Annotated in this window: 26 protein-coding genes; 8 read left to right on the top strand and 18 right to left on the bottom strand. The window is 41.3% G+C overall.

Features of this window, described 5'->3' with window-relative positions:
* Window positions 1–2 precede the first annotated feature (2 nt).
* From bamB to JIG37_RS04345, 4 genes are all read left to right on the top strand, one after another.
* Window positions 3–1,181, top strand: a complete 1,179-nt coding sequence (gene bamB, locus JIG37_RS04330; RefSeq protein WP_054553522.1) for an outer membrane protein assembly factor BamB — start codon at window positions 3–5, stop codon at window positions 1,179–1,181.
* Window positions 1,182–1,256: 75 nt separating this feature from the next.
* Complete coding sequence (gene der / locus JIG37_RS04335; RefSeq protein ID WP_054553521.1) at window positions 1,257–2,726, top strand: ribosome biogenesis GTPase Der; 1,470 nt, start codon at window positions 1,257–1,259, stop codon at window positions 2,724–2,726.
* Between the two features lie 115 nt (window positions 2,727–2,841).
* The gene (locus JIG37_RS04340) at window positions 2,842–3,222 is read left to right on the top strand and encodes a VOC family protein (protein WP_054553520.1); all 381 of its coding nucleotides are present in this window, start codon (window positions 2,842–2,844) and stop codon (window positions 3,220–3,222) included.
* Window positions 3,223–3,370: 148 nt separating this feature from the next.
* Complete coding sequence (locus tag JIG37_RS04345) at window positions 3,371–3,670, top strand: hypothetical protein (protein WP_054553519.1); 300 nt, start codon at window positions 3,371–3,373, stop codon at window positions 3,668–3,670.
* Between the two features lie 96 nt (window positions 3,671–3,766).
* On the opposite strand, the gene JIG37_RS04350 is transcribed toward JIG37_RS04345, so the two are convergent.
* The 4 genes from JIG37_RS04350 to JIG37_RS04365 form a co-directional block, all read right to left on the bottom strand.
* Window positions 3,767–4,510: a hypothetical protein gene (locus JIG37_RS04350; protein ID WP_348535070.1), complete on the bottom strand. Its 744-nt coding sequence runs from the start codon at window positions 4,508–4,510 to the stop codon at window positions 3,767–3,769.
* Window positions 4,511–4,575: 65 nt separating this feature from the next.
* The gene (locus JIG37_RS04355; protein WP_199528773.1) at window positions 4,576–5,091 is read right to left on the bottom strand and encodes a zf-TFIIB domain-containing protein; all 516 of its coding nucleotides are present in this window, start codon (window positions 5,089–5,091) and stop codon (window positions 4,576–4,578) included.
* 20 nt (window positions 5,092–5,111) lie between these two features.
* Entirely contained in the window at window positions 5,112–5,699 is a 588-nt protein-coding gene (locus JIG37_RS04360; RefSeq protein ID WP_194441235.1) for a DUF4202 domain-containing protein, read from the bottom strand.
* Window positions 5,700–5,781: 82 nt separating this feature from the next.
* Window positions 5,782–6,234 carry a thioredoxin gene (locus JIG37_RS04365; protein ID WP_138617898.1) on the bottom strand — a complete coding sequence of 151 codons (453 nt, stop codon included), beginning with the start codon at window positions 6,232–6,234 and terminating at the stop codon, window positions 5,782–5,784.
* Between the two features lie 172 nt (window positions 6,235–6,406).
* Here JIG37_RS04365 and JIG37_RS04370 point away from each other — a divergent pair, with 172 nt between their 5' ends.
* The gene (locus JIG37_RS04370; protein ID WP_054553514.1) at window positions 6,407–6,742 is read left to right on the top strand and encodes a zinc ribbon domain-containing protein YjdM; all 336 of its coding nucleotides are present in this window, start codon (window positions 6,407–6,409) and stop codon (window positions 6,740–6,742) included.
* Between the two features lie 54 nt (window positions 6,743–6,796).
* Here the strand turns inward: JIG37_RS04370 and JIG37_RS04375 are convergent, their stop codons facing one another.
* From JIG37_RS04375 to JIG37_RS04395, 5 genes are all read right to left on the bottom strand, one after another.
* Window positions 6,797–7,633: a mechanosensitive ion channel domain-containing protein gene (locus JIG37_RS04375; protein WP_138602278.1), complete on the bottom strand. Its 837-nt coding sequence runs from the start codon at window positions 7,631–7,633 to the stop codon at window positions 6,797–6,799.
* Window positions 7,634–7,668: 35 nt separating this feature from the next.
* A complete protein-coding gene (locus JIG37_RS04380; protein ID WP_194441233.1) occupies window positions 7,669–8,640 on the bottom strand; it encodes a calcium/sodium antiporter in 972 nt (323 codons plus the stop codon).
* A 336-nt stretch (window positions 8,641–8,976) separates the two neighbouring features.
* The gene (locus JIG37_RS04385) at window positions 8,977–9,384 is read right to left on the bottom strand and encodes a hypothetical protein (RefSeq protein ID WP_166338401.1); all 408 of its coding nucleotides are present in this window, start codon (window positions 9,382–9,384) and stop codon (window positions 8,977–8,979) included.
* Between the two features lie 37 nt (window positions 9,385–9,421).
* A complete protein-coding gene (locus tag JIG37_RS04390; protein ID WP_194441232.1) occupies window positions 9,422–10,396 on the bottom strand; it encodes a hypothetical protein in 975 nt (324 codons plus the stop codon).
* Window positions 10,397–10,459: 63 nt separating this feature from the next.
* Window positions 10,460–11,359: an EamA/RhaT family transporter gene (locus JIG37_RS04395; protein ID WP_194441231.1), complete on the bottom strand. Its 900-nt coding sequence runs from the start codon at window positions 11,357–11,359 to the stop codon at window positions 10,460–10,462.
* Between the two features lie 101 nt (window positions 11,360–11,460).
* Between JIG37_RS04395 and JIG37_RS04400 the strand changes: the two genes are divergently transcribed.
* Window positions 11,461–12,360 carry a LysR family transcriptional regulator gene (locus JIG37_RS04400; RefSeq protein WP_199528774.1) on the top strand — a complete coding sequence of 300 codons (900 nt, stop codon included), beginning with the start codon at window positions 11,461–11,463 and terminating at the stop codon, window positions 12,358–12,360.
* Window positions 12,361–12,511: 151 nt separating this feature from the next.
* Here the strand turns inward: JIG37_RS04400 and JIG37_RS04405 are convergent, their stop codons facing one another.
* Window positions 12,512–12,874: a MerR family transcriptional regulator gene (locus JIG37_RS04405; protein ID WP_199528775.1), complete on the bottom strand. Its 363-nt coding sequence runs from the start codon at window positions 12,872–12,874 to the stop codon at window positions 12,512–12,514.
* Between the two features lie 74 nt (window positions 12,875–12,948).
* On the opposite strand from JIG37_RS04405, the gene JIG37_RS04410 reads away from it, so the two are divergent.
* Both JIG37_RS04410 and JIG37_RS04415 read left to right on the top strand, forming a co-directional pair.
* Window positions 12,949–13,833: an alpha/beta fold hydrolase gene (locus JIG37_RS04410; protein ID WP_166338393.1), complete on the top strand. Its 885-nt coding sequence runs from the start codon at window positions 12,949–12,951 to the stop codon at window positions 13,831–13,833.
* Window positions 13,808–14,209 (top strand): hypothetical protein, encoded by a 402-nt coding sequence (locus JIG37_RS04415; protein WP_199528776.1) that lies wholly within the window; start codon window positions 13,808–13,810, stop codon window positions 14,207–14,209. The genes JIG37_RS04410 and JIG37_RS04415 overlap by 26 nt, the downstream gene beginning before the upstream one ends.
* A gap of 3 nt (window positions 14,210–14,212) precedes the next feature.
* On the opposite strand, the gene rsgA is transcribed toward JIG37_RS04415, so the two are convergent.
* From rsgA to JIG37_RS04455, 8 genes are all read right to left on the bottom strand, one after another.
* A complete protein-coding gene (gene rsgA, locus JIG37_RS04420) occupies window positions 14,213–15,253 on the bottom strand; it encodes a ribosome small subunit-dependent GTPase A (RefSeq protein ID WP_199528777.1) in 1,041 nt (346 codons plus the stop codon).
* Window positions 15,254–15,258: 5 nt separating this feature from the next.
* Complete coding sequence (locus tag JIG37_RS04425) at window positions 15,259–15,798, bottom strand: N-acetyltransferase (protein WP_199528778.1); 540 nt, start codon at window positions 15,796–15,798, stop codon at window positions 15,259–15,261.
* On the bottom strand, window positions 15,795–16,976 hold the full coding sequence (locus JIG37_RS04430) for a MerR family transcriptional regulator (RefSeq protein WP_199528779.1): 1,182 nt from the start codon (window positions 16,974–16,976) through the stop codon (window positions 15,795–15,797). The genes JIG37_RS04425 and JIG37_RS04430 overlap by 4 nt, the downstream gene beginning before the upstream one ends.
* A gap of 140 nt (window positions 16,977–17,116) precedes the next feature.
* Complete coding sequence (gene arsJ, locus JIG37_RS04435; RefSeq protein ID WP_199528780.1) at window positions 17,117–18,325, bottom strand: organoarsenical effux MFS transporter ArsJ; 1,209 nt, start codon at window positions 18,323–18,325, stop codon at window positions 17,117–17,119.
* A 5-nt stretch (window positions 18,326–18,330) separates the two neighbouring features.
* Window positions 18,331–19,341 carry an ArsJ-associated glyceraldehyde-3-phosphate dehydrogenase gene (locus JIG37_RS04440; RefSeq protein ID WP_199528781.1) on the bottom strand — a complete coding sequence of 337 codons (1,011 nt, stop codon included), beginning with the start codon at window positions 19,339–19,341 and terminating at the stop codon, window positions 18,331–18,333.
* Window positions 19,342–19,343: 2 nt separating this feature from the next.
* Entirely contained in the window at window positions 19,344–19,844 is a 501-nt protein-coding gene (locus JIG37_RS04445) for a dual specificity protein phosphatase family protein (RefSeq protein ID WP_199528782.1), read from the bottom strand.
* 13 nt (window positions 19,845–19,857) lie between these two features.
* On the bottom strand, window positions 19,858–20,880 hold the full coding sequence (arsB, locus tag JIG37_RS04450; RefSeq protein WP_194441221.1) for an ACR3 family arsenite efflux transporter: 1,023 nt from the start codon (window positions 20,878–20,880) through the stop codon (window positions 19,858–19,860).
* 9 nt (window positions 20,881–20,889) lie between these two features.
* Complete coding sequence (locus JIG37_RS04455; protein WP_054553499.1) at window positions 20,890–21,654, bottom strand: metalloregulator ArsR/SmtB family transcription factor; 765 nt, start codon at window positions 21,652–21,654, stop codon at window positions 20,890–20,892.
* Between the last annotated feature and the right edge of the window lie 133 nt (window positions 21,655–21,787).

The raw sequence follows: 21,787 nt of genomic DNA on the forward strand, positions 1-21,787 counted from the left end.
AGATGAAGAAGTTAACAGCGGCAACACTTGCTCTGTGTATCGCAACCCTAACTGGGTGTTCGTCAAGTGATGACGAAGAAGAACTGGTACTGCCTGAAATTGTTAATCAGTTTGAGACAGACGTAGTATGGCAAGAATCAATTGGTGACGGTGTTCAGCATTATTTCTCGCGCTTAACGCCGGCTATTCATAACGATGTTGTGTATGTAGCAAACCGCGAAGGTGAAGTTGAAGCCCTTTCGCTTGAAAATGGCGATACGCTATGGCAAACCGATGTGCGTGAAAACCCTGCCTTTTGGCCTTGGGAAACCACAGAGAGTGCAAAGTTATCGGGTGGTATTTTACAAGCTTACGGCAAAATTTTTGTTGGTTCTGAGCATGGTTACTTAACCGCGCTAGACCGTGAAACAGGTGAAATTGTTTGGCGTAAAACGATGCCTGGCGAAGTACTAGCTAAACCTGCTGCAGGCGACGGCTTAATCTTTGTAAACCTAGGCTCTGGTAAATTATTAGCAGTGCACCCAGATACAGGTGAAGAACGTTGGCGCTTCGAACAAGAAGTACCACCACTGACATTACGTGGTCAAAGTTCACCAACTGTGGCAAACGGCGGTGTATTACTAGGTCTTGAAACAGGTAAATTGAGCGTATTAATTTCAGAAAACGGCTACTCTGCATGGAGTGCTGAAATTGCCTCTCCAAAGGGTGCATCTGAGTTTGAACGTTTAGTTGATGTAGATACACAAGCATTAATTAGCGGCCCATACGCCTATGCAATCGCTTATAATGGTAACTTAGCAGCCGTTGATATTCGTTCAGGTAATGTTGTTTGGAAACGTGAATATAGCAGCTACCGTGATCTATCGATGGATAGCCAGTCTATCTATGTTGTTGATAGCGATGGTGTTATTTACAGTCTAGATAAAACATCAGGTATTGAGCGCTGGAGCCAACCAGCACTGCGCGGCTGGTACTTAACAGGCCCGACTGTGGCTGGTAAATATTTAGCACTAGGTGACCAAGAAGGTAACCTACATTGGTTAGACAAAGAAACGGGCGAGCTTGTATCGCGCGAAGACTTTGACAGCTCAGGTTTCTTTATTGAGCCTGTTGTTGCCGGTGACAAATTAATTTTATACACCCGAGATGGTGAAGTTAGCGCGGTTAAAATTCCAAACTAACTTACTAATAGTAAACGTTATTTTTCTAAGGCTTCGCTTGGCGAAGCCTTTTGTTGTTTTTTTAAGAGGTAGTTTATGCTTCCCGTGATCGCTCTTGTTGGGCGACCCAATGTGGGCAAATCCACATTATTTAACCGTTTAACACGTACTCGTGACGCCCTCGTAGCCGACTTTCCAGGCTTAACACGAGATAGAAAATATGGCCAAGCTGATTACGATGGCTATGAATTTATCGTGGTAGACACGGGTGGTATTGACGGTTCTGAGCAAGGTATCGAAACTGAAATGGCTGAGCAATCGCTTCTGGCAATTGAAGAAGCCGATATCGTGTTATTTTTAGTTGATGCCCGCGCAGGTATGACCGCCGCTGACCAAGCAATTGCGAATCACCTTCGTAAACAACAAAAGAAATGTTTTGTTGTGGCAAACAAAGTCGATGGTATTGATGCAGACTCGTACTGTGCTGAGTTCTACCAGTTAAGCTTAGGTGACGTACATCACATTGCAGCGGCTCACGGCCGTGGTATCACGCAGCTACTTGAAACAACTTTACAGCCAGTCATTGCCGAACTTGCAGGCGAAGCTGAAGAGCTTGAAGAAAGTGATGACGAATTAGTTGATCTTTACAGCGAAGATGAAGAAGGCGAAGACAACCAGCAAGCCTTTGCTGATAAGCCAGTAAAGCTTGCAATTATCGGTCGTCCTAACGTTGGTAAGTCAACACTTACAAACCGTATCTTAGGCGAAGAACGTGTAATCGTTTACGATATGCCGGGTACAACCCGTGATTCTATCTATATTCCGATGACACGTAACGACAAAGAGTACATTCTTATTGATACCGCAGGTGTTCGTAAACGTAAGAAAGTAAGCGATGTTGTAGAAAAATTCTCTGTGATCAAAACCCTTAAAGCGATTGAAGATGCTAACGTGGTATTGCTTGTGGTTGATGCGCGCGAAGGTATTTCTGATCAAGATTTGAGCTTACTAGGTTTTGCCTTAAACGCAGGTCGTTCATTGGTTGTGGCTGTTAACAAATGGGACGGCCTAGACGATTACGTTAAAGAACGTATTAAGTCAGAACTTGACCGTCGTTTAGGTTTCATCGATTTCGCACGTTTACACTTTATCTCTGCTTTACATGGCACCGGTGTGGGTCATTTATTTGAATCAGTAGACGAAGCGTACGAATCAGCCACTAAACGTATTAGCACAGCGATGCTGCGTCGTATCATGGATATGGCACAGGCCGATCACCAACCGCCACTTGTTCGCGGTCGTCGTGTAAAACTTAAATATGCTCACGCAGGTGGTTATAACCCTCCACGTATCGTGATCCACGGTAACCAAGTTCATGACTTACCAGATAGCTACAAGCGCTACCTAATGAACTACTACCGTAAAGCATTAGGTATTATGGGCACGCCAATCAAAATTGAATTTAGAGAAGGCGACAACCCATACGCTGGCCGCACTAACAAAGTGACCTTATCGCAAAAACGTAAAATTCGTGCATTTGCGAAAGAAAACCGCAACAAGTCGTAATTTCTACAGCTAAGCTTTAAGTATTGCAAAAACCTTGTAAGTATGACTTACAAGGTTTTTTTATTGCTGAAACTATGCTTTATTTAATAAACGAATAATAAATAGAGCAGCATAAATGGACTTTTTAAGTCAGGTTATTTACGTCGATAACGTAGAAGAAGTACTCGACTTTTACTATCAAGCATTTGGTTTAAATACCAACCATATCAGTGACGATGCCGAATACGGTGAGCTTGTTACAGGTTCCGTTAAACTTGCCTTTGCGACCCACCCGCATGCGCAAGCATATTTCAAGCAAGGGTATATTCGCGCCCATCCTAAGCAGCCTGCTCTTGGTTTTGAGCTAAGATTCAGCTGCCATAATTTAGTCGAAAGTTACGATAAAGCTGTGCTTGCTGGCGCTGAGCCATTGTGCCCGCCAACTAAAAAAGACGCCCAGCATTATGCGTATGTTCGGGCTATTGAGGGCACTTTAGTGTGTTTAGTAGAAGATTAGCTTTTTGTAAGGTCCGCTTTTGTTAGGTCAGAATGCAGCTCAAGCGTTAACTCGCGTAATAACTCGATTCGCTCCAAACTCATATTTGAGCGTGCCATTAACTTAGCTGTTAATTCTTCAGCATCAACTTTAAGTTGCACTCAATGTAATGAACGATTACGGCCGTATTCCTGTTTGTGGCATGATCTCAGGTTATAATGACGACACTGCACAACCAGGCCCGAGCAACCTCTTTTACATCAACTCGAAAAAGCTCACCATGAAAGGCTTTATCGTGATTGATTATTTTTCTCAATTCTCTGAATTTGTAGAGCAAATGAGCGAATGGATCAGCGAAGGCAAAGTTAAATCTGAAGAAACGGTATACCACGGCATCGAAAACGCCGTTGATGCATTTCTTGGTCTGTTCGAAGGTAAAAATAAAGGAAAAATGCTGGTTAAGCTATAACACTTAATAACCAATAAAGCCTGTATCTGAGTTGGTACAGGCTTCTTATTAAGCAAGTTTAAAAAATACGATTGCCGAAACAAGCATCCCTTGCCCTTACAAACCTTCATATTCAGCTTCCCTTGGTTTTAATATTTGCTCCTGACAAGTCATCTTATTCCAACAATCTGTTTCAGGTACGCCGTAATACCACGCTTTAAAAATAGGTTGATACTTTTCAATCACACGTTGTTGCATGCTTTCTGAAAAATGGGGTAAGTAAACCGTTTTAGTCAACGTGATATGCCTTGCAATCATCTGTCCTAAATTAAAACGCGCTTGGCGATACCTAATATCTGCTTTTTTAAACTCTCTGCTATCTGGTGCGAATTTTTGCATGTCTTGTTTAGGGCCTTCCGCCCAGCCAGCTACTTTATTCATTTGTTCAGCAAAGGGCTTAACAGTAAACGTTACATAAATGGGGTCATCAGCATCGGTAGGCGCAAAACCTCGAGTAAAGACGTTGTAGTGATAATTAGGATGAGTAACTTTAAAAAGAATTGTTGCGTAGGCATTAGCTTGCAATAGGTCTAACCGCTCTCGCGGGAAGGTAATTGGCTCATTGGCATAGCTCGTTTTTAGATATCTATAACCGGAGTCTATGCCACAGCTACTATGACCACACGACTCTGTGTACACAGACTCTATTAAAAAAGGAAACTCCGACACTGAGCCATCTTCTGTTTTAATTGTCACAACGATGGGCCCGCGATACCCATGCGCCTTATCGAGTACTGTAGTGCAACTTGTTGTAAACAAACAGGCCAGTAACACGCTCATAAACACCACTAATTTTTTCACACTATTGACCTTATATTTTAAAAATTATTTAGCGCTAATAATGGGAGCTTTTAAATATTCTCTTCCTAGTCATTCAAAATCGATAAATAGGCAAGTTCTGCTAGTTTTTCTAAAGGTGACGTTGCATTAGACTCAGGCTTTTTAGCATGAACTGAGTAACGCCTTTTGGGAATTTTAACTTGAATAAAACCATGATTATTGGCCATATCAATACGCAGCATTTCACGCTCTTTTGGCGTTAAATGATTTTCATGGATCTTTTCAAGCTCGCCATGATCAAGCCAAATAGCCGCACAATTTGGACATTCGTCTATTTCAACCACTTTTAGTGGCGTGAAAAAGCGTCGCATCATCACCACGTCAGGGCACTTCGGGCAATTAATTCGCTTTGCTAAATCAACGCATTCTGTTGGCAGTGTTTGTAAATGAGCCACCAGCACTTGCGCGGGTTTTAAATTCGGATCGCTAAAGTGAAATATTTGTCGGTTATCAAAAAATACGCCACCGCTTTTTGATAAATACACGTTAACATCGCCAATGCTCACTGCTTCAAGGGCTGTTTTAGTACGCGGGCAAAACATAGACCTTCCTTGTTTTAAATTTAACTTAGCGCTTTTGTAATTATCGGTTTAAGCGGCTCAGGTAAGCTGATGTTACCAGCTAACACAAATTCATGTGCTTCGTTTGACATTTTTTGCCAAGTTTTACGAATAATACCCAACCATTTTTGCTCATCGTAATCAGGCTTGCTAGTTGCAAAATCAAGCATGTAATGCTCAATAAATACAAGGCTTGCGATGTCTTCAATTAATTGGCTATCAGGGTTTCGCTTTATATTCTTTTTAGCCACGGCTGCGTATACACGCTCACATTCACTCGTTGAGTAACCAGCGGTTTTCATAAGGGCTGTTACACGCTCGGCATGAAAATCATATAAAGCAGTGCGCCATTGATAATAACCTTGCTTACCCATAGGGAAATCACTGCGAGGAGAGCGCCAGCGTTCAATATGTTGGCCCCGTGCAGCAATGTGCATTAGTTCATCGGCTTGCGGATTAAAACGGTTAAGCATATCGGTCATACGCATAGAATATAAAGATTCTTTAGCTAACGCTTGCCCAGCATGCTTAACACGATTGGGATCTGCAGCATTCGCTGCATCTATGGCTTCTATAACAGTTTGAGACATATAACATTCTCTAGTTGGTTTATAGCCATGATTATAATGAGCAATAACTACTTTAGCTACTTTGCTCTAGCAAACAACTCTATTACAAACGAGTAAGGTCCATCGCGATGCTGTGCTTAGGCTTTTCAATCATTCGAAGTAACTCTTTGCCGTTAGAGCTTACAATAAACGTTGGGGTATAACGAAGGTCGTACTGCTTAGCTAAACCATCAGGGTCAAGCTTATCGTAACCAACCGCAATTAATTGGAGTGATCCCAGCTTTACACCCGAACCATCAAGTAACTTTAGTAAACGAGGCACTTCACGCTTAGAGTCATGACACCACGTACCTAAAAATACTAATACTTGTTTACCACTGAGCGTTTTAATCGTGTTTAAATCATCCTCAGATGGTGAATAGTTTTTATACTCTTTAGCAAAAGCAGGATACTGTGCGAGTAAATCCTCAGCGGTAATTTCCCCACTGTACGGCGACGTCGTTGCAAATGTGAATGATGAGAATAATAAGGTAACGAAATAAATAACTTTTTTCATTGTGAGTGCTCTTTGTTCTAATTAACTCACAATAACCAAATTATCGAAAACACTCCAGCATTACAATTGCGAGTTTGCACATACTTACTTTCTATGAGGTGCTTTAGATAAACTCGCAATGCTGTGAATAAGCCATTAAAATACGCTTTTATAATTAACCATGGTGCCATTTATGTCTTTTCCTCCTTGCCCACAATGTAACTCTGAATACGTGTATGAAGATCAAAACAATTTAGTTTGCCCAGAGTGTGCTCACGAGTGGGACCCCAATGCGGTTGATACCGATGACGTGATCAATGTGAAAGATGCTAACGGCACTTTATTGGCTGATGGTGACAAAGTGACTGTTGCGAAAGATTTAAAAATTAAAGGCAGCTCGCAAGTTATTAAAATTGGCACCAAAGCCGTGATCCGCCGTGTGCTAGATAAAAAAGACCACGAATTAGACTGTAAAGTCGATGGCGTAGGTGAAATGATGGTGACCGCTAAGTTTGTTAAAAAAGCTTAAAGAAGCATAGTAAGTAAATCGACTAACCAGATTTACTTACTAACATTACTAGAGTTACTTCTTTGTCACCACGCCTTCAGGTATGTGTAAAGTACGTTGTGGGAAAGGAATTGTCAGGCCTGCTTTCTCGATTGACTCTTTGACACGTTTGTTTAAATCCCAATAGGTTTGCCAATAGTCTTCATTTTTAGCCCATGCTCTAAGCTGAATATTCACCGAACTCTCAGCCATGGCTGTCACCATCACTTGCGCCGCCGGTTCACTCAGTAAACGGCTTTCGTTCGCGGCAATATCTTTTAGCACCGCAAAGCCATCATCGATTGAATCGGCATATGAAATACCCACAACAATATCCATTCGGCGTTTGCCATTTCGGGTGAAATTTTTAATATTGTTACCCCACACTATGCCATTAGGTGATGCAATATAAAGACCATCAATCGTTTGAAAAACACTGGTGAATAGGTTTACCTCAGAGACAGTACCTTGCATCGAGCCTATTTCAACAAAGTCACCAACTTTAAACGGCCTTAATATAAGTAACATCATGCCTGCTGCAATATTACTTAAAGTGTCTTTAAGGGCTAAACCTATCGCCAAACCTGCCGCCCCCATTAGGGCAATAAGGCTTGCCGTATTCACGCCAAAGATATCTAAAATAAATACCCCGCCAATAATATACACCGCATAGCCTGCCACAGACGACAAAATAGGCAGCAAGGTATTATCAACTTTTTTAAGCGTCGCGTTGGAGTTTTTGATAGCCTTTTTCACTGACTTAGCAAGCACTGCACTGGCAATTAAAATAACAATTGCGAGTATCAATTTATACCCTAGCGCTATGATTGTTTCTGAGTTATTGAGCCAAAATTCATTGAGGGTTTGTTTCATAAAGATCCTTGATTTTTTTAAATTCGAAATTGCATTTATTGATAAATTGAAAAGAAAAGCCATGCGTTATAGGCAATAAAAATCAGCAATAAACCAATACCTTCAGCGCGATTTACCCTGCCAATACCTCGGTGCCCATAAGCAAAAATTAATAAAAATATTGAAAGAGAGAACATCGCCAGCCAATCTCGCGATAATAGATCCGGTGAAAGGTTATCAGCTGGCGCTATCATCCCTGCAATACCTGTGACGGCCAAGATATTAAATATGTTTGAGCCAATCACATTACCAATGGCAATGTCGTGTTCACCTTTTCTGGCTGCGGCAATTGAAGCTGCAAGTTCAGGGAGCGAAGTGCCAAGTGCCACAATTGTGAGACCGATAATCAGGTCGCTAATACCCATAATCTCAGCAATACTGACTGCCCCCCATACCAATAGCCTTGAGCTAATAATGAGTACAACAAGCCCAACTACCAGCCAAACAATAGCTGCTTTAAGTGACATTGTTTGCACGTTAAGTTCTTGCTCAACATCTGTTGCTAAGCTGTCATTTTTGCTTTTAAGGCCAGAATAAATACTCCACCCCATAAAACTAAAAAATCCAAGTAACAATACACCTGCGTCAAAACGTGATAAGCCACCATCAAAAATCAGTAATGCAAATAGCACACTCACCACAAGCAATAGTGGGAGTTCTTTTTTAACGATATTAGAGTGAACAGCAATCGGGGCAATCAGCGCTGTTATCCCTAGTATAAGCCCAATATTGACAATGTTTGACCCCAGCGCATTACCTAAAGCAAGCTCTGGGCTGCCATCAGCAGCAGCCATGGCCGATACCAACATCTCAGGAGCCGACGTACCAAACCCAACCACAATCATACCAATGAGTAAACTAGGTATACCTGCATATTTTGCGCTTACAGCTGCACCATCAACAAAGCGATCAGCGCTCCAAATCAGCAATACAAAACCAACTAAAATGGCAAGGATAAACAAGGTCATAGTGCTCTCCAACAGAAGGGTTGCAAAGCAAAATGTGATAAATAAACCGATTTAAGAGGACAGAAATAACCATATAAATGGTCTAGAAATGTAACAAGCACGAGACGGTTCCTTAGGGCAAAGAACAATAAGACACGTATCAAGGTCGCCCATTGAACCCAATACGTGCCTTAGGTCTTGTCAATCCGGCTTGCGGACATGAACGCCACGAACATTGGTTCGGAGACTGTTGACGTTCATCTTAATCTAAGAGACTACTCCCCTAAGGTTAGGTAAAGACTATATAACTAAAAGTCATACAATTAAAGCTCTATTTGTTCCTTTTTTACTTGTTATTTAGAAGCTCAAATGTTCTACAACAATCCCTGTAACTTGACAATTTTCACAGCTCAATTGCCAGCCAGCAGCCCATGTGGTTGCGTTAAGATTTCCTTTGCAAAGTGGGCAAACTTCGCCAGCAAACGTACTGGGGGTAATATCTTTAGCTCGCTTAGAAAACGGCCTTAAAAACCAAAGAATATTATCGTCGATACTGATGGTTAGATCGTGGCGTAACGTCTCACAATACGCATTAAACACAGCTTGTTTGTACTGCTTTTCGTGCTCAGCAGATTGACTGGCATAAACACTCAACGCGTTTTCGATGTTTCTTAGACGATCGGGCCATGCTTGTGCGTCTATATTCGCTTTGCAATCTAACAGCTCTTCAAGAGTGTAACTTGTATAGTTTGGTTCAAACATCATTGCTATCCTTGCTTTGGGTTATTAATTCTTTGGGTACTCAGTGCTTTAGATATAATGTACCATTTTGCTTTATTTGCAAAAGCCATTGATCAAACAAATTGTTCGCGATACTCAGCTCTTCATCTGAAAGTGTCGGGTATTGTCTTTGCTCAAACCACGCATAACGATTATACACATCGTTATTTTGCGTGATTTCCATAATGAGTCGATTTATAGCGTAGGCTTTTGCTGCACTATGCTCACCAACTTGTTCGCTGTAATACATGCTCGCTAAACTCATCAGCGCTTGTTCACTGCCCTGCTTCGCTGCTTGCTCTAAAAATACGGTTTTACGCTCTTTAAAACCATCACGATTTTTGATGAACTCGGCACGTGACAACTTCTCAGGAAATTGCGACTTCATGTAAAATTCGGGAGTTAGCCCAGCAAACGTTTGCTGCGCAAAGGCAGAGCCCTGTTCTGCTGCCATTGTCAAATAACGGTAAAAAGACCGCCGCGTTGCTAAATCTAACCCTTGGCAATACTCATATTTCTCTAAAACACGGTTTTGCGTATCACCAGCATCGCTAAACTCATAGCTTTCGGCTAATGTTGCCTCAAGCGCCTCAGCATCTAAAGGAGCATTAAAACAATACTTAAGATTTTGTGCGATGAGATAGTTAGCCTCAGCATCACCTTGCTTAGCGCGTTGCTTTAGCTCAGTAAAATGGTCAATAAACACACCATCAAAACGCCATTTCGGTGCATTTTTGATAATAAATTCACGGCTATCATTGGCTTCACTCCCTTGCTCAGCAGATTCATCAGCTAACAAACTCGCATCAGGCTTTGTGGCTGATATGTTTGCTTGTGCCTCAACGTGCTGCGAAGCTGTTGTATCATTTGATGACTCTGAATTGGTTGCAAAGATTGCAGCTTCTCGTGAAAAATATATATAAATAACGAACAACAATACCAAAACCACAATTAAAAATGGCTTTACTCCTTGCCTAACAAAAGCATACCCAGACATAACAACCTACTTATTATTTTTGTTGCTCAGTAAGTTACAAGAAAACAATAATAAAAGCGAAACTTAACTGCGGTTTCGCTTTGTTTGCATTAAACAAGCAATAACAATAAAACTAATCCCAACTAATTGCTGCCCATTTACCGGGCTATCTAGAATGGTTAACTGAAGAAGGTATGAAAACACCACTGACGTATAAATCAGCGGCGCTAGTTCAGAGCCGGTAGTAACTAGTTTATATGCAGAGCTTCTAAAGTATTGCGTAGCACTACTAAATACCGCTAATAACACTAATAAGCCTAATAATAACCAAGCACTCTCAACCACCAAGCTGCCTGCTGCGAGCTCAGCATTTAGCCCACCAATAAACAGCGGCAGAATGAAAAATAGCGTACTGAATAGTGCTGCAATTAAAAAGCAAAAACCATTGGCAACCAGAACCGGGGTTTTCTCTTTACTAATTTGAAATAAACACAATTGCGAGCAAGCATTAAAAAAGCCAGCCGCCAGACCAATTAATAGCTCCCAACGTAACGTAATCCCTTGGTCGGTCATACTTTGAATGATCAGCCCTATCATCATTAACAACAAAGTCGGCACGACAAACAAGTCGATTTCTCGCTTATACACCACACTTTCAAGCAGTGGGATAAACAAAGGCCCGGTGCTAAATAACACAACCGCCTCAATTAACGTAAGTTTGTAAAGCGCTAAAATAAAAAACCCTTGGCACAAGGTGATAAAAACAGCGCGTAGCATCACATTTTTTAATGCAGAAAAACTAACATAATTCCAAAACCGTGCTCGCGCCGTTGCTAACATTAAACAACCAGGTAAGAGCAACCTTAAGAATAACAGTAAAATAATTGGCAGCATGGGGGTTAACAGCTGGGTAACCAGTCCATTCAGTGCTAGAGTGAGGGTAGATAGCAGCATTAACGCACTAGAGCGGTGACTAATATTCATTTACATTGTTTATAAAGCGAGTAGATGACACTCACGATATGCTCTGCTGAAATTATAAAAAAGCGAATAAAACCGCATTAATATGTAAGAAAAACTAACATATGAAACACAATATCCCGCTCAAATCCTTATACAGTTTCATTGCTGTTGCAGAGACTGGCAGCATGGTTAAAGCCGCAGATTCAATTCACGTTAGTCACTCGGCTATCAGCCAAGCTATCAAGTCTCTTGAACAACAGCTTGAGGTAAAACTGTTCGATAGGGTTGGCAGACAAGTGTATTTAAATGATGCTGGGAAACTTTATTATCAGCGCGTTTCGCCCGCCGTTCAGGCCATCATTTCAGCAAGCGAAGAGGTTAAAAATAAAGACAAAGATCATCATTCAATTTCACTCAACATGGTGAATTCTTTGGCATTACATTGGTGGATACCACGAGTTGATAAGCTACAAAATTGTTATGCTGAGTTAGATATTCGCTTATCAAACTTTGTAGGTGATGTTGATCTCGAAAAACGCAATATCGATATGGCTATTTTTCAGGGCGATCCGCAAAATTGGCAAAAGTACCACTGTGAGAAATTAGCAGATGATGAACTTGTTTTAGTTTGCAGCCCGTCATTATTAAAGTCAGAAACTACAAACAACATCAATGAACTATTAAACCGCTTTCCCGCCATTCAAGTGCTTAATGCACGCAGAAACAATAACTGGCAGATTTGGGCAGAGCATAACCACATTGCCTGCCCTAAAACACAAAAAAACCGCTCTTTTGAAACCACAGCTCAAGCATTGCAAGCTGTAACGAGAGAACTTGGCCTACTGGTTACCCATAAGCAATTTGTTCTAGAAAAGCTCGAATATGGCGAATTAGTGCAGCTAGGCAATGCAGTAATCCATCCGCAGCAGTCATTTTTCTATGCCTGCAAAGCTGACAAATTAAAACATACCAGCATTCAACAATTGATCGCATGGCTAAAAAATGAATTTTTAGCAAGTTAGCAAGTTAGCAAGTTAGCAAGTTAGCAAAATTGTAGCGACGATTTTATATCGCGTAGAATTGATTGCTTTACATTGAATCATTTATATAGCACCAGCAATAAAGACCAATTCAAAACTATTTTATTAAGAGCTAGTTATGTGCCAAACGTGATTAGCTTAACTTATCTTTATACTCACACATGCCTTTTAACGCATGGTCGATTAAGGTTTTTATGTTCGTCAGCTCAGTGATTTTGGCGTCTATTTCTTTACTTTTTTCAATCAATTTGGCGGCCATAGCTTGCTGAGTTAAGTTGTTTTTGCCAAGTAGCTGCGTGAGATCTTTAATCTCTTTTAAAGTGAAGCCTAGGTTTTTAGCCATTGTGATCATATTGAGCTGCTCAACTGTCTTCTCACTATAAATACGATAGCCATTCACATCTCTTGAAGGTGGCGGGATCAACTGCTCTTTTTCATAAAAACGAATTGTGTCTTTTGTGAGGCCGGTTAATTGCGTGATTTGCTTGGTTTTCATAAAAATACGCTTGACTGTAGAGTAAGCTCCACAGTTTATGCTCAACGCATTCTTCTATCAATACTAATAAAAAAATGAATACATCGATTAGTGTTAAAACAGCCGATAACGTCACTTTAAATGGCACTCATTTTGCGGCCAACAACCCTAAAGCAACGGTGCTATTAAACCCAGGTACAGCAACAAAAACCACCTACTATTTACCGTTTGCAGAGTTTTTAGTCAGCCAAGGTTTCGATGTGGTTGTTTGGAATTACCGTGGCTTTTGCGAATCGAAAACAAGCCAGTTAAAAGGCTGTAGTTATCAATATTCAGACATTGGCCGCTTTGATATGCCTGCCATGATTGATAAAGCTAAAAGCATCAATCCAACTCTGCCACTTTATTGCGTTGGTCATAGTGCTGGCGGTCAGCAAATAGGTTTAGCTGCCAATTACCAAAAGCTTGATGCCCTTGTTGCTGTTGCAGTTTCTGCCGGATACTTTGGTTATATGCCAACCGGTTACCGTATTAAAGCTAACTTCTTCTTTCGTTTATTTTCACCGATTACGGGGGCATTATTTAAATACGTGCCCGCTAAAAAAATGAATTTTATGGAAGACTTACCCGTTGGCTTTACGCGTGAATGGTCAGCGTGGTGTAGAGAAAAGCAGTTGTTTTTCTCGAATAAGTTTTACGGTAAATCGATTGCCGAAGGTACCTATAAAAACTTTGATATTCCTACCTATGTCTTTACCGCTGACGATGATGAAATCTGTACCGAGCAAAACGTGCATAACTTTTGGCGCAATGTAACCAGCAAACACCCAATTGCTTTTAAGCGTTATCAATCTGCACAATTACCCGCTAAAAAAGTAGGCCACTTTGGCTATTTCAGAAAACATAATCAAGCAATTTGGCATGACATATTAACCGCGTTAAATGAGACTCATAATGCAAAACAAAGCAGTGCTATTTAAACAACACGCTCGTTTACTCTTTATTGTACTCGCGAACTTTATCGCCAGTATTTTGCATTATGTGCACAATATTATGTATTTTGAGCACTATCCTGAACCTGATTGGCTTGCAGCAAACGTGGTCGACTACTTTTGGTTTATCATGACTTTTGTTGGCTTATATGCGCTGCTCTGTTTAGCTAAGCAACGCATTAAACACGCCATGTGGCTGCTCTATCTTTATGCTGCGATGAACATGTTATCGGTACTGCATCATGCGGTTGATAGCGATAACGTTATGACAACCGCAATGCATGTATTAATTTTGCTAGAAACCGTTGTTGCTATTTGGCTCATTATTTTCGTTGCAAAAACACGCTTAGCAACAACCAACTAACGGTCACTCTTGAGTCTTTTTAATTGACCTATTTTGCTTTTGAACAGTATTAACCATTTTTGAAAACGCGCGCTGTTTGGCGCGCTTTTCAGCCATGGTGGCATTGTTGTGCTCATTTTCAGCTAACAACTTACGGTAATTTTCTAAGCGTCTTATTGATAATGAGCCCATTTCAATTGCTTTAATAACAGCGCAGTCCGGCTCTGTTTGGTGTTGGCAATCTTTAAATCGACAGCTATTTGCGAGTAGCTCAACATCTTCAAATGCACGTTCAATACCTTGCTTTGAATCACTTAATTGCAATTCTCGCATACCCGGTGTGTCCATCAATAACGCACCATTAGGCAACCATTTAATCGATCTAAAGGTTGTTGTATGACGGCCTTTGCTATCTTGTTCACGAATACCTGCTGTTTTTAATTCATCGGAGCCAAGTAGTGCATTAACGATGGTCGATTTACCTACTCCAGATGAGCCCATAAATGCGAGCGTTTGCCCCTTTCGACAATAAGGTGTAAGTAAATCACAACCCTCTTCTTTTAACGCATTAATAGCAATAACACTCAAAAGAGAGTCTAGGCTTTGCACTTGCAGGCAGTACTTTTCAACGTCTGGGCAAGTATCAGCTTTGGTTAGCACCACCACAGGCTCAATGTGGGCATTTTTAATCAAGGCTAAATATCGCTCTATCCGATTTAAACTAAAGTCATCATTAAGCGATGTAACAATAAACACGGTATCAATATTCGCCGCGATTAATTGAAACGCGTGTTTAGAGCCTGCAGCCTTGCGCTTAATGATTGAAGCTCTTTCGAGTACCCGTAAAATACGCGAATCATCAAATACCACCCAATCACCTACGCAAATTTGTTCAAGACCCGGTGTTAAAGCAAACCGCATCGTGCCTTGCTCGCCAAGCAATACAACCTCTGTTTTGTGATGCTCAACAACACGCCCTAAATGGCTGTTTTCTAGCTCATCTAAATTCAGCTGTTGTTGAAAGAAAGGTCGCATGCCTAATTCTATCAGTGATGGTGTTTGCATAGTGTTTACCAAAGCTGTGGATTATCGAGTGGTTTTAGGCAACTTGGCTTACCAGTAATTGGCAAAATTTCGTCATCTAAAACCGGTTTAGCAAGCCAGCCTTTTGGGTAAGATAAGTTATGAGGTGCTTGAATAATTTCATCACTCACAACGGAAAACCCGACTTTTCCATAAAAGTTGATATCACCATAGGTCATCACTAGGCTGACATTATGTTCAGCTAACTTATCACAGCCGAATTGGATCAGCTTTTGTCCTATGCCTTGTCCCTGCCAATCCGTTGCCACTGCAACAGGTGAGAGTAAAAACACCTCTTTAGCGTGCGCAAACAGTAAATGCGACAGCACAATCGCGCCGACGATCCGTTGCTCATCTGTCGCGACAAACACATATAAATCAGTTGATGGATATGGCTCAGCTAAAAAGTCAGTGACTAAACGGGCAACTTGCTCGCCTTCTTGTATTGACTCTGATGCACTAAATGTTGCCAAGTAAAGCGCAATAATCTCGTTTTTTTGGCTCTGTTCGTAAATTGAAAAATTCACTTAGACTCCTTAAGTTTTAAAATAAAATAGTGATAAGTAAAGTTTTGTCCAGTCTCATTTTCGTAAAGAGCAATTTCTGTTTGTATGTCTTTTACAGCTTGAGACTCACTTATCGATGGCGCTAACTCAGCAAGGCGCGCCTTAAGTGGTTGCCAATAGTTTTGCCAAGCTTGCTGATCCAGCGAAAACTGCTCTATAAGCTCATATCCAAGCTCATCAAATAAAGCAACGCGGCTTTCGATTGATTGCATATCTGGGTAATTCGCTTGCCAGTACTCTTTAACCGCCATTTCAGGCTGGCTGTTAAGCCAAACTAAATCACTGACCACAATCACCCCATCACGGCGAAGAAACGGTTTCCAGCTTGACAGTGCGCTTTGCATACCCATGACATATACACACCCTTCAGCCCAAATAACATCGAATGAACTTGCTTTAAAAGGCAGCGCAGTCATCGATGCGCACGTCAAAGACACATGCTCAGCCAATTGCTCTTCGAGCAATCGCTCCTGTAAATAAGCAAGTGCCGATGACTCATTATCTAAAGCCGTGATCTTGGCATCAGTTTGCTTGGCTATTAGTAATGTTGATAAGCCTTTACCACAGCCAATTTCTAAAATTTGGTTGGCATTGTTAGGAACAGCAGCAAAAGCTTTTAATGTGGCTTCTTCGCTACCAGGTCCCCATCGCTCTAATGGCTCAAACACAGTCATAAAATCGTGCATGTAGCTTTCATGGTCACTCATATCTTTTGATAACCAACGAAGCCGCAATGCCTCTTTTTCTGTGTATCCTTGCTTTAACAACCAATTTAAATGTGCACTTGGCGCACGCTTATTCAGCTCATCATGTAAGTGTTTTTGAGAGCGTTCGCCAAGCAAACTCAGTAATAAATCTTTGGCTTGTAACTTAGCGGTAATTTCATCTTCAAGTTGCGCTAAGCGCTGTTGCAAAATCGCTTTATCTAGCTCTACATCTAAACAGCTCTGACATTCTTTTAAGGTTAACCCCGCGCTTTGTAACTGCTGGATCAAAACCAAGCGTTGTAAATCAGCCTCGCTATAATAGCGATAACCATTTGCAAGCCTGCGCCCTTGAATAATTTTAAGCTTCTCGTAATACAACACAGCCGTGCGCGACAAACCCAGCTTTGCTGCTAACTCTGAAATTAAATACATGATGAAATAGGCCTATAAGGCTTTTGAATACAATAAGTATGAAGTGTAAAGCTGTAGACAGGTCAAATATTTTTGCAAAATAATTTAAGAAAATAAGGTAAGCAAGAAAGCTTACCTTTATAGGGCGTGTTTAGATTCAACTAAATTTGTTTTGGCAATTTAGTCGATATAAGGGCGGTAATTACAATAAATAACAGTGAGATAGCTAAACAAGCTGCTAAGCCATAAAGTTGAAACACTAAGCCCGACAACACAGTGCCAATTAAGCGACCCATGGCATTAGCCATATAGTAAAACCCAACATCAAGTGATACGCCATCGGCGTCAGCCATGCTCACAATTAAGTAGCTGTGCAAAGATGAGTTAATCGCGAATAACACACCAAATAACATCAACCCGCCTATCAGCATTGGTTTTACAGCCCACTCAAAGCCAATAGCAAGGGCAATGGCTAAGGTGACTACAGCAAGCAAGGATGCCCACTTAACTGTTTCTGCACTTGGTGATGTTTGCTTATTGAGCTTAATGATTTTAGGAGCAAAAGATTGCACAGCCCCATAACCAATGACCCAACTAGCTAAGAAGGCACCCACAGTCCAGTGATCCCAATCAAAGGCTTGTGATAAAAACACCGGAAGTGCAACTACAAACCAAACATCACGCGCACCAAACAAAAACAACCTCGCGGCCGACAAGATATTGATTGAACTACTCTTTGAAAATATCTCGTTAAACTTAGGTTTGTTTTTAGCTTTGCCTAAATCATTTTTAAGTGCATAAATACTAAAACACCACACCACCAGCAAGGTGGCAGCCATGGTTAGCATTGCGCCTTTAAACGACATTAATGTCAGTAGTAAGCCACCTAAAAAGAAGCCCACACCTTTTAATGCGTTTTTAGAGCCTGTTAGTATCGCTACCCATTTAAACAAGGTGCCTTCTTGGCCACTAGCAACCAGCATTTTAATTGAGCTTTTAGCGCTCATTTTATTGAGATCTTTTGCAATGCCCGACAGTGCTTGCGCCAGCATCACATAGGCAACACTTAGCCATTCAGGGGGGACTGCCAACATGAACAAGGCTGCAACCTGTATGGCAAGGCCAATGTTCATGGTCTTGTTTAAACCAAGCCTTGCGCCTAAATAGCCGCCCACTAAGTTAGTGACAACACCAAAAATCTCATAAAACAAAAACAGCATGGCAATACTCAAAGGCGAGTACCCAAGCGCATGAAAATGCAGTACCACCAACATTCTCAATGCGCCATCTGTTAGCGTAAATGCCCAGTAATTCCCGGTGACAATTAAGTACTGCTTTATATCAGCGGGAAGATTAGCCAAACGCGTCATTGCTTTTAACCTTTAAGTGATCGCGCAACTTTACGGGCAAGTTCGGCGGTGCGGTTTGCATAACCCCATTCGTTATCGTACCAAACATACAGCTTAACTTGAGTCTCGTTGACAACCATGGTTGATAACGCATCAACAATGCTTGAGCGTGGATCAGTTTTATAATCGATAGAAACAAGTGGCTTTTCTTCATAGCCCAAAATGCCTTTTAGCTCGCCCTCTGCGGCTTCTTGCATCCATTTGTTAATTTGCTCAGCGGTGGTCGGCTTTTCAACTTCAAACACACAGTCTGTGATTGATGCATTTGCTAATGGCACACGAACTGCGTGGCCGTTTAATTTGCCTTTAAGTTCAGGGAAAATATGTGTAATCGCTGTTGCAGAGCCGGTTGTAGTTGGAATTAAGCTCATGCCACATGCGCGAGCACGGCGTAAATCTTTATGCGGCGCATCTAAGATAGTTTGCGTGTTAGTGATATCGTGAATGGTCGTCATTGAACCATGTTTGATACCAATTTTTTCTTGCAATACTTTAACCACAGGCGCTAAACAGTTGGTAGTGCATGATGCCGCAGTCACAATATCGTGCTGCTGTACATCATATAAATCATCGTTTACACCCATTACAACGTTCAACACGCCGTCTTCTTTTACAGGCGCAGTGACAACAACTTTTTTCACACCTTGATCAAGATAGGCTTGCAGTAATTCGGTTTTTTTCATTTTACCTGAGGCTTCAATAACGATATCGCAACCAGACCAATCAGTGTCTGCAATCGCTTTATTTTGCGTAACGTTAATTTCGTGGCCATCGATGATCACAGCATTGTCGTTACTTTCAACCTCATGAGGCCAAATACCGTGTACCGAATCATACTTTAGTAAGTGAGCCAATGTAGCTGCATCACCCGCTGGGTCATTAATTTGCACAAACTCAACGTCGTCCCATGCAAACGCTGCTCTTAGCGATAAACGACCCATACGGCCAAAACCATTAATGCCTACTTTAATTGCCATTGTTAAGCTCCTACTTTTTGAAAATTGTCGAAAAATGAACGTTGTACTGGGTTATGCAACGATTTAGGGCGAATAGCCTGCACTTGAGTGACTATGTCGTTTTTAGCATAGCCAAGCTCATGCATTAATAAACCAATAACTAAGCCTGTACGGCCTGAGCCGCCTTTACAATGTACAGCCACGCTACCACCACTTTTTATGATGGCAAGAATCTCGTTAAGGTGTTTGTTGAAAGCGAGACTAAACGCTTCGTTTGGCGCGTCATCATCCAAAATAGGTAACTGAAACCAGCTAAGGCCAGCTTGCTCACATTCGATTACAAGCTGCTGCGCCCCATTTTTAACAAGCTCTTCATCGTACATTAGCGTAATAATGGCTTTTGCACCTGCCGCTTTTAAATCAGCAACAGACTGTGATAAGCCAACGCCTTTTGTGCCAGGGCAAGGGGTAAAAATAAATGCCCCAGTTTCTAGCTGTAAAATATCAAATGGATGTGATTGCATTATGATTCCCCAATTACTCTTTAAACCAATGTGTAGTTTTATTAACGATTGCAACCAACGACAGCATCACAGGTACTTCGACCAACACCCCAACAACGGTTGCTAATGCTGCACCCGAGTGCAAACCAAATAATGAAATAGCCACTGCGACCGCTAACTCAAAAAAGTTAGAAGTACCAATTAAACACGCTGGCCCTGCAATGTTGTGCTTAAGCCTAAGCTTTAACGCAATGAAATAGGTGATTGCAAAAATACCGTAGGTTTGCAAAACAAGCGGAATGGCAATCAGTACAATGTTAAGCGGTTGGGCTAAAATCGTGTTCGCCTGAAACCCAAATAGCAAGACCACTGTGGCCAGTAAACCAATAACTGAGTAAGGTTTAACTTTCTCTAAAAATGACTGCACAGCAGCTTCATTTTGCGCTGAATTATTAAGAGCTTTGCGTGTTAATACCCCGGCAATGAATGGTAGCAATACATACAACACAACCGAAATCATCAGTGTAAGCCAAGGTACATGAATATCAGACACACCCAGCAACAACCCCGCAATAGGTGCAAAGGCAAAAATCATAATGATGTCGTTCACAGATACTTGCACTAAGGTATAATTTGCATCGCCTTTGGTTAGTTGTGACCACACAAACACCATTGCCGTACAAGGTGCAACACCGAGTAAAATCATGCCTGCAATATATTCTTGCGCCGTTTCAGGGCTAACAAAATCAGCAAATAACCCTTCAAAAAATAACCAACCTAATGCGGCCATTGAAAACGGTTTGATAAGCCAATTAATGATTAAAGTGAGCATCAGCCCTTTTGGATTCTTACCGACTTCTTTAATCGTTGAAAAATCAACTTGCACCATCATCGGGTAGATCATTACCCAAATAAACAGTGCAACAACAATGTTTACATGCGCCACTTCGGCTTTCGCTATTAGCTCAAATAAAGGCGGAAACATCACCCCTAGCGCCACACCAATGGCAATAGCAGCAGCAACCCATACAGATAAATATCGTTCAAAAACACCCATTTTTAGTCCTTAATTGCAGCAACGAGCAACACGGGTTGGGCGATCATCGCCCATCGCATTTAGCCTTGCTAACTCGTTTTCTATGAAATTTGGTTCGTTTACCACGGTCGAGGTAATTGTTTGTTTCATCCACATAGGTAGAGTCGGGTTTAAAGAGTAAAACACCCACTGCTGGTGTTTTCTATCCGACAAAATGCCCTGCTTTTTAAGTTGCGCTAAATGCCTTGAAACCTTTGGTTGGCTCTGCTCGTTAAGTGCCGTCATTAGTTCGCATACGCAAACCTCTTGCTCAACAGCGATAAGCAATAAGCTTTTTAAACGAATATCATCTGCAAGCGCTTTATAAAATGTAGTTGGCGAAATCGATACTGGTTTTTCTTTGTTATGGGATTGCACAAACTGCTTAATTCGCTCATTGATCTCTTGCAACGTTTTTTCAAAAGCGTGAGGTTCAGGGCGAGTTTTTGGATCAACAAAGTCCCAGCCTAAACAATGTGTGCCATCAACACGATTTGCACATTCTTTAGCTGCCTTGTCGCACAATGTAATGACATAATCAAAATGCAGGTTAGTTACATCATTTAAGTGCTTTGAGTGTAAGTCATCGGTTTTTAGGCCAAAATGCTCAATCGTAGCAAGCGTACGAGGGTCTACCGCATAAGGTTCTGTGCCCGCACTAAATACCTCAAACTCACCTTTACCATGATGTTTAAGCAATGCTTCAGCCATAATTGAACGGGCTGAATTTTCTGTACATAAAAAGAGGACTTTCACGGCTTACTCCATAACAATTTCGTTATATAATATTTTTGTTATATACCATTTGCAAGCTGAATTTTATAAATGGCGCGTTTTGCAATAACGATGGCGCGATCTGATGTCATGTGGCACCAAAAGATGGCCTACC

Source organism: Pseudoalteromonas sp. bablab_jr010, from assembly GCF_016464105.1.
Taxonomy (GTDB): domain Bacteria; phylum Pseudomonadota; class Gammaproteobacteria; order Enterobacterales; family Alteromonadaceae; genus Pseudoalteromonas; species Pseudoalteromonas simplex.

Bases quoted from the DNA above. Each gene is read 5' to 3' on its own strand.
- bamB (WP_054553522.1), top strand. From the start codon at position 3: ATGAAGAAGTTAACAGCGGCAACACTTGCTCTGTGTATCGCAACCCTA.
- der (WP_054553521.1), top strand. From the start codon at position 1,257: ATGCTTCCCGTGATCGCTCTTGTTGGGCGACCCAATGTGGGCAAATCC.
- JIG37_RS04340 (WP_054553520.1), top strand. From the start codon at position 2,842: ATGGACTTTTTAAGTCAGGTTATTTACGTCGATAACGTAGAAGAAGTA.
- JIG37_RS04345 (WP_054553519.1), top strand. From the start codon at position 3,371: ATGAACGATTACGGCCGTATTCCTGTTTGTGGCATGATCTCAGGTTAT.
- JIG37_RS04355 (WP_199528773.1), bottom strand. From the start codon at position 5,091: ATGTTTTGCCCGCGTACTAAAACAGCCCTTGAAGCAGTGAGCATTGGC.
- JIG37_RS04360 (WP_194441235.1), bottom strand. From the start codon at position 5,699: ATGTCTCAAACTGTTATAGAAGCCATAGATGCAGCGAATGCTGCAGAT.
- JIG37_RS04365 (WP_138617898.1), bottom strand. From the start codon at position 6,234: ATGAAAAAAGTTATTTATTTCGTTACCTTATTATTCTCATCATTCACA.
- JIG37_RS04370 (WP_054553514.1), top strand. From the start codon at position 6,407: ATGTCTTTTCCTCCTTGCCCACAATGTAACTCTGAATACGTGTATGAA.
- JIG37_RS04375 (WP_138602278.1), bottom strand. From the start codon at position 7,633: ATGAAACAAACCCTCAATGAATTTTGGCTCAATAACTCAGAAACAATC.
- JIG37_RS04380 (WP_194441233.1), bottom strand. From the start codon at position 8,640: ATGACCTTGTTTATCCTTGCCATTTTAGTTGGTTTTGTATTGCTGATT.
- JIG37_RS04385 (WP_166338401.1), bottom strand. From the start codon at position 9,384: ATGATGTTTGAACCAAACTATACAAGTTACACTCTTGAAGAGCTGTTA.
- JIG37_RS04390 (WP_194441232.1), bottom strand. From the start codon at position 10,396: ATGTCTGGGTATGCTTTTGTTAGGCAAGGAGTAAAGCCATTTTTAATT.
- JIG37_RS04395 (WP_194441231.1), bottom strand. From the start codon at position 11,359: ATGAATATTAGTCACCGCTCTAGTGCGTTAATGCTGCTATCTACCCTC.
- JIG37_RS04400 (WP_199528774.1), top strand. From the start codon at position 11,461: ATGAAACACAATATCCCGCTCAAATCCTTATACAGTTTCATTGCTGTT.
- JIG37_RS04405 (WP_199528775.1), bottom strand. From the start codon at position 12,874: ATGAAAACCAAGCAAATCACGCAATTAACCGGCCTCACAAAAGACACA.
- JIG37_RS04410 (WP_166338393.1), top strand. From the start codon at position 12,949: ATGAATACATCGATTAGTGTTAAAACAGCCGATAACGTCACTTTAAAT.
- JIG37_RS04415 (WP_199528776.1), top strand. From the start codon at position 13,808: ATGCAAAACAAAGCAGTGCTATTTAAACAACACGCTCGTTTACTCTTT.
- rsgA (WP_199528777.1), bottom strand. From the start codon at position 15,253: ATGCAAACACCATCACTGATAGAATTAGGCATGCGACCTTTCTTTCAA.
- JIG37_RS04430 (WP_199528779.1), bottom strand. From the start codon at position 16,976: ATGTATTTAATTTCAGAGTTAGCAGCAAAGCTGGGTTTGTCGCGCACG.
- arsJ (WP_199528780.1), bottom strand. From the start codon at position 18,325: ATGACGCGTTTGGCTAATCTTCCCGCTGATATAAAGCAGTACTTAATT.
- JIG37_RS04440 (WP_199528781.1), bottom strand. From the start codon at position 19,341: ATGGCAATTAAAGTAGGCATTAATGGTTTTGGCCGTATGGGTCGTTTA.
- JIG37_RS04445 (WP_199528782.1), bottom strand. From the start codon at position 19,844: ATGCAATCACATCCATTTGATATTTTACAGCTAGAAACTGGGGCATTT.
- arsB (WP_194441221.1), bottom strand. From the start codon at position 20,880: ATGGGTGTTTTTGAACGATATTTATCTGTATGGGTTGCTGCTGCTATT.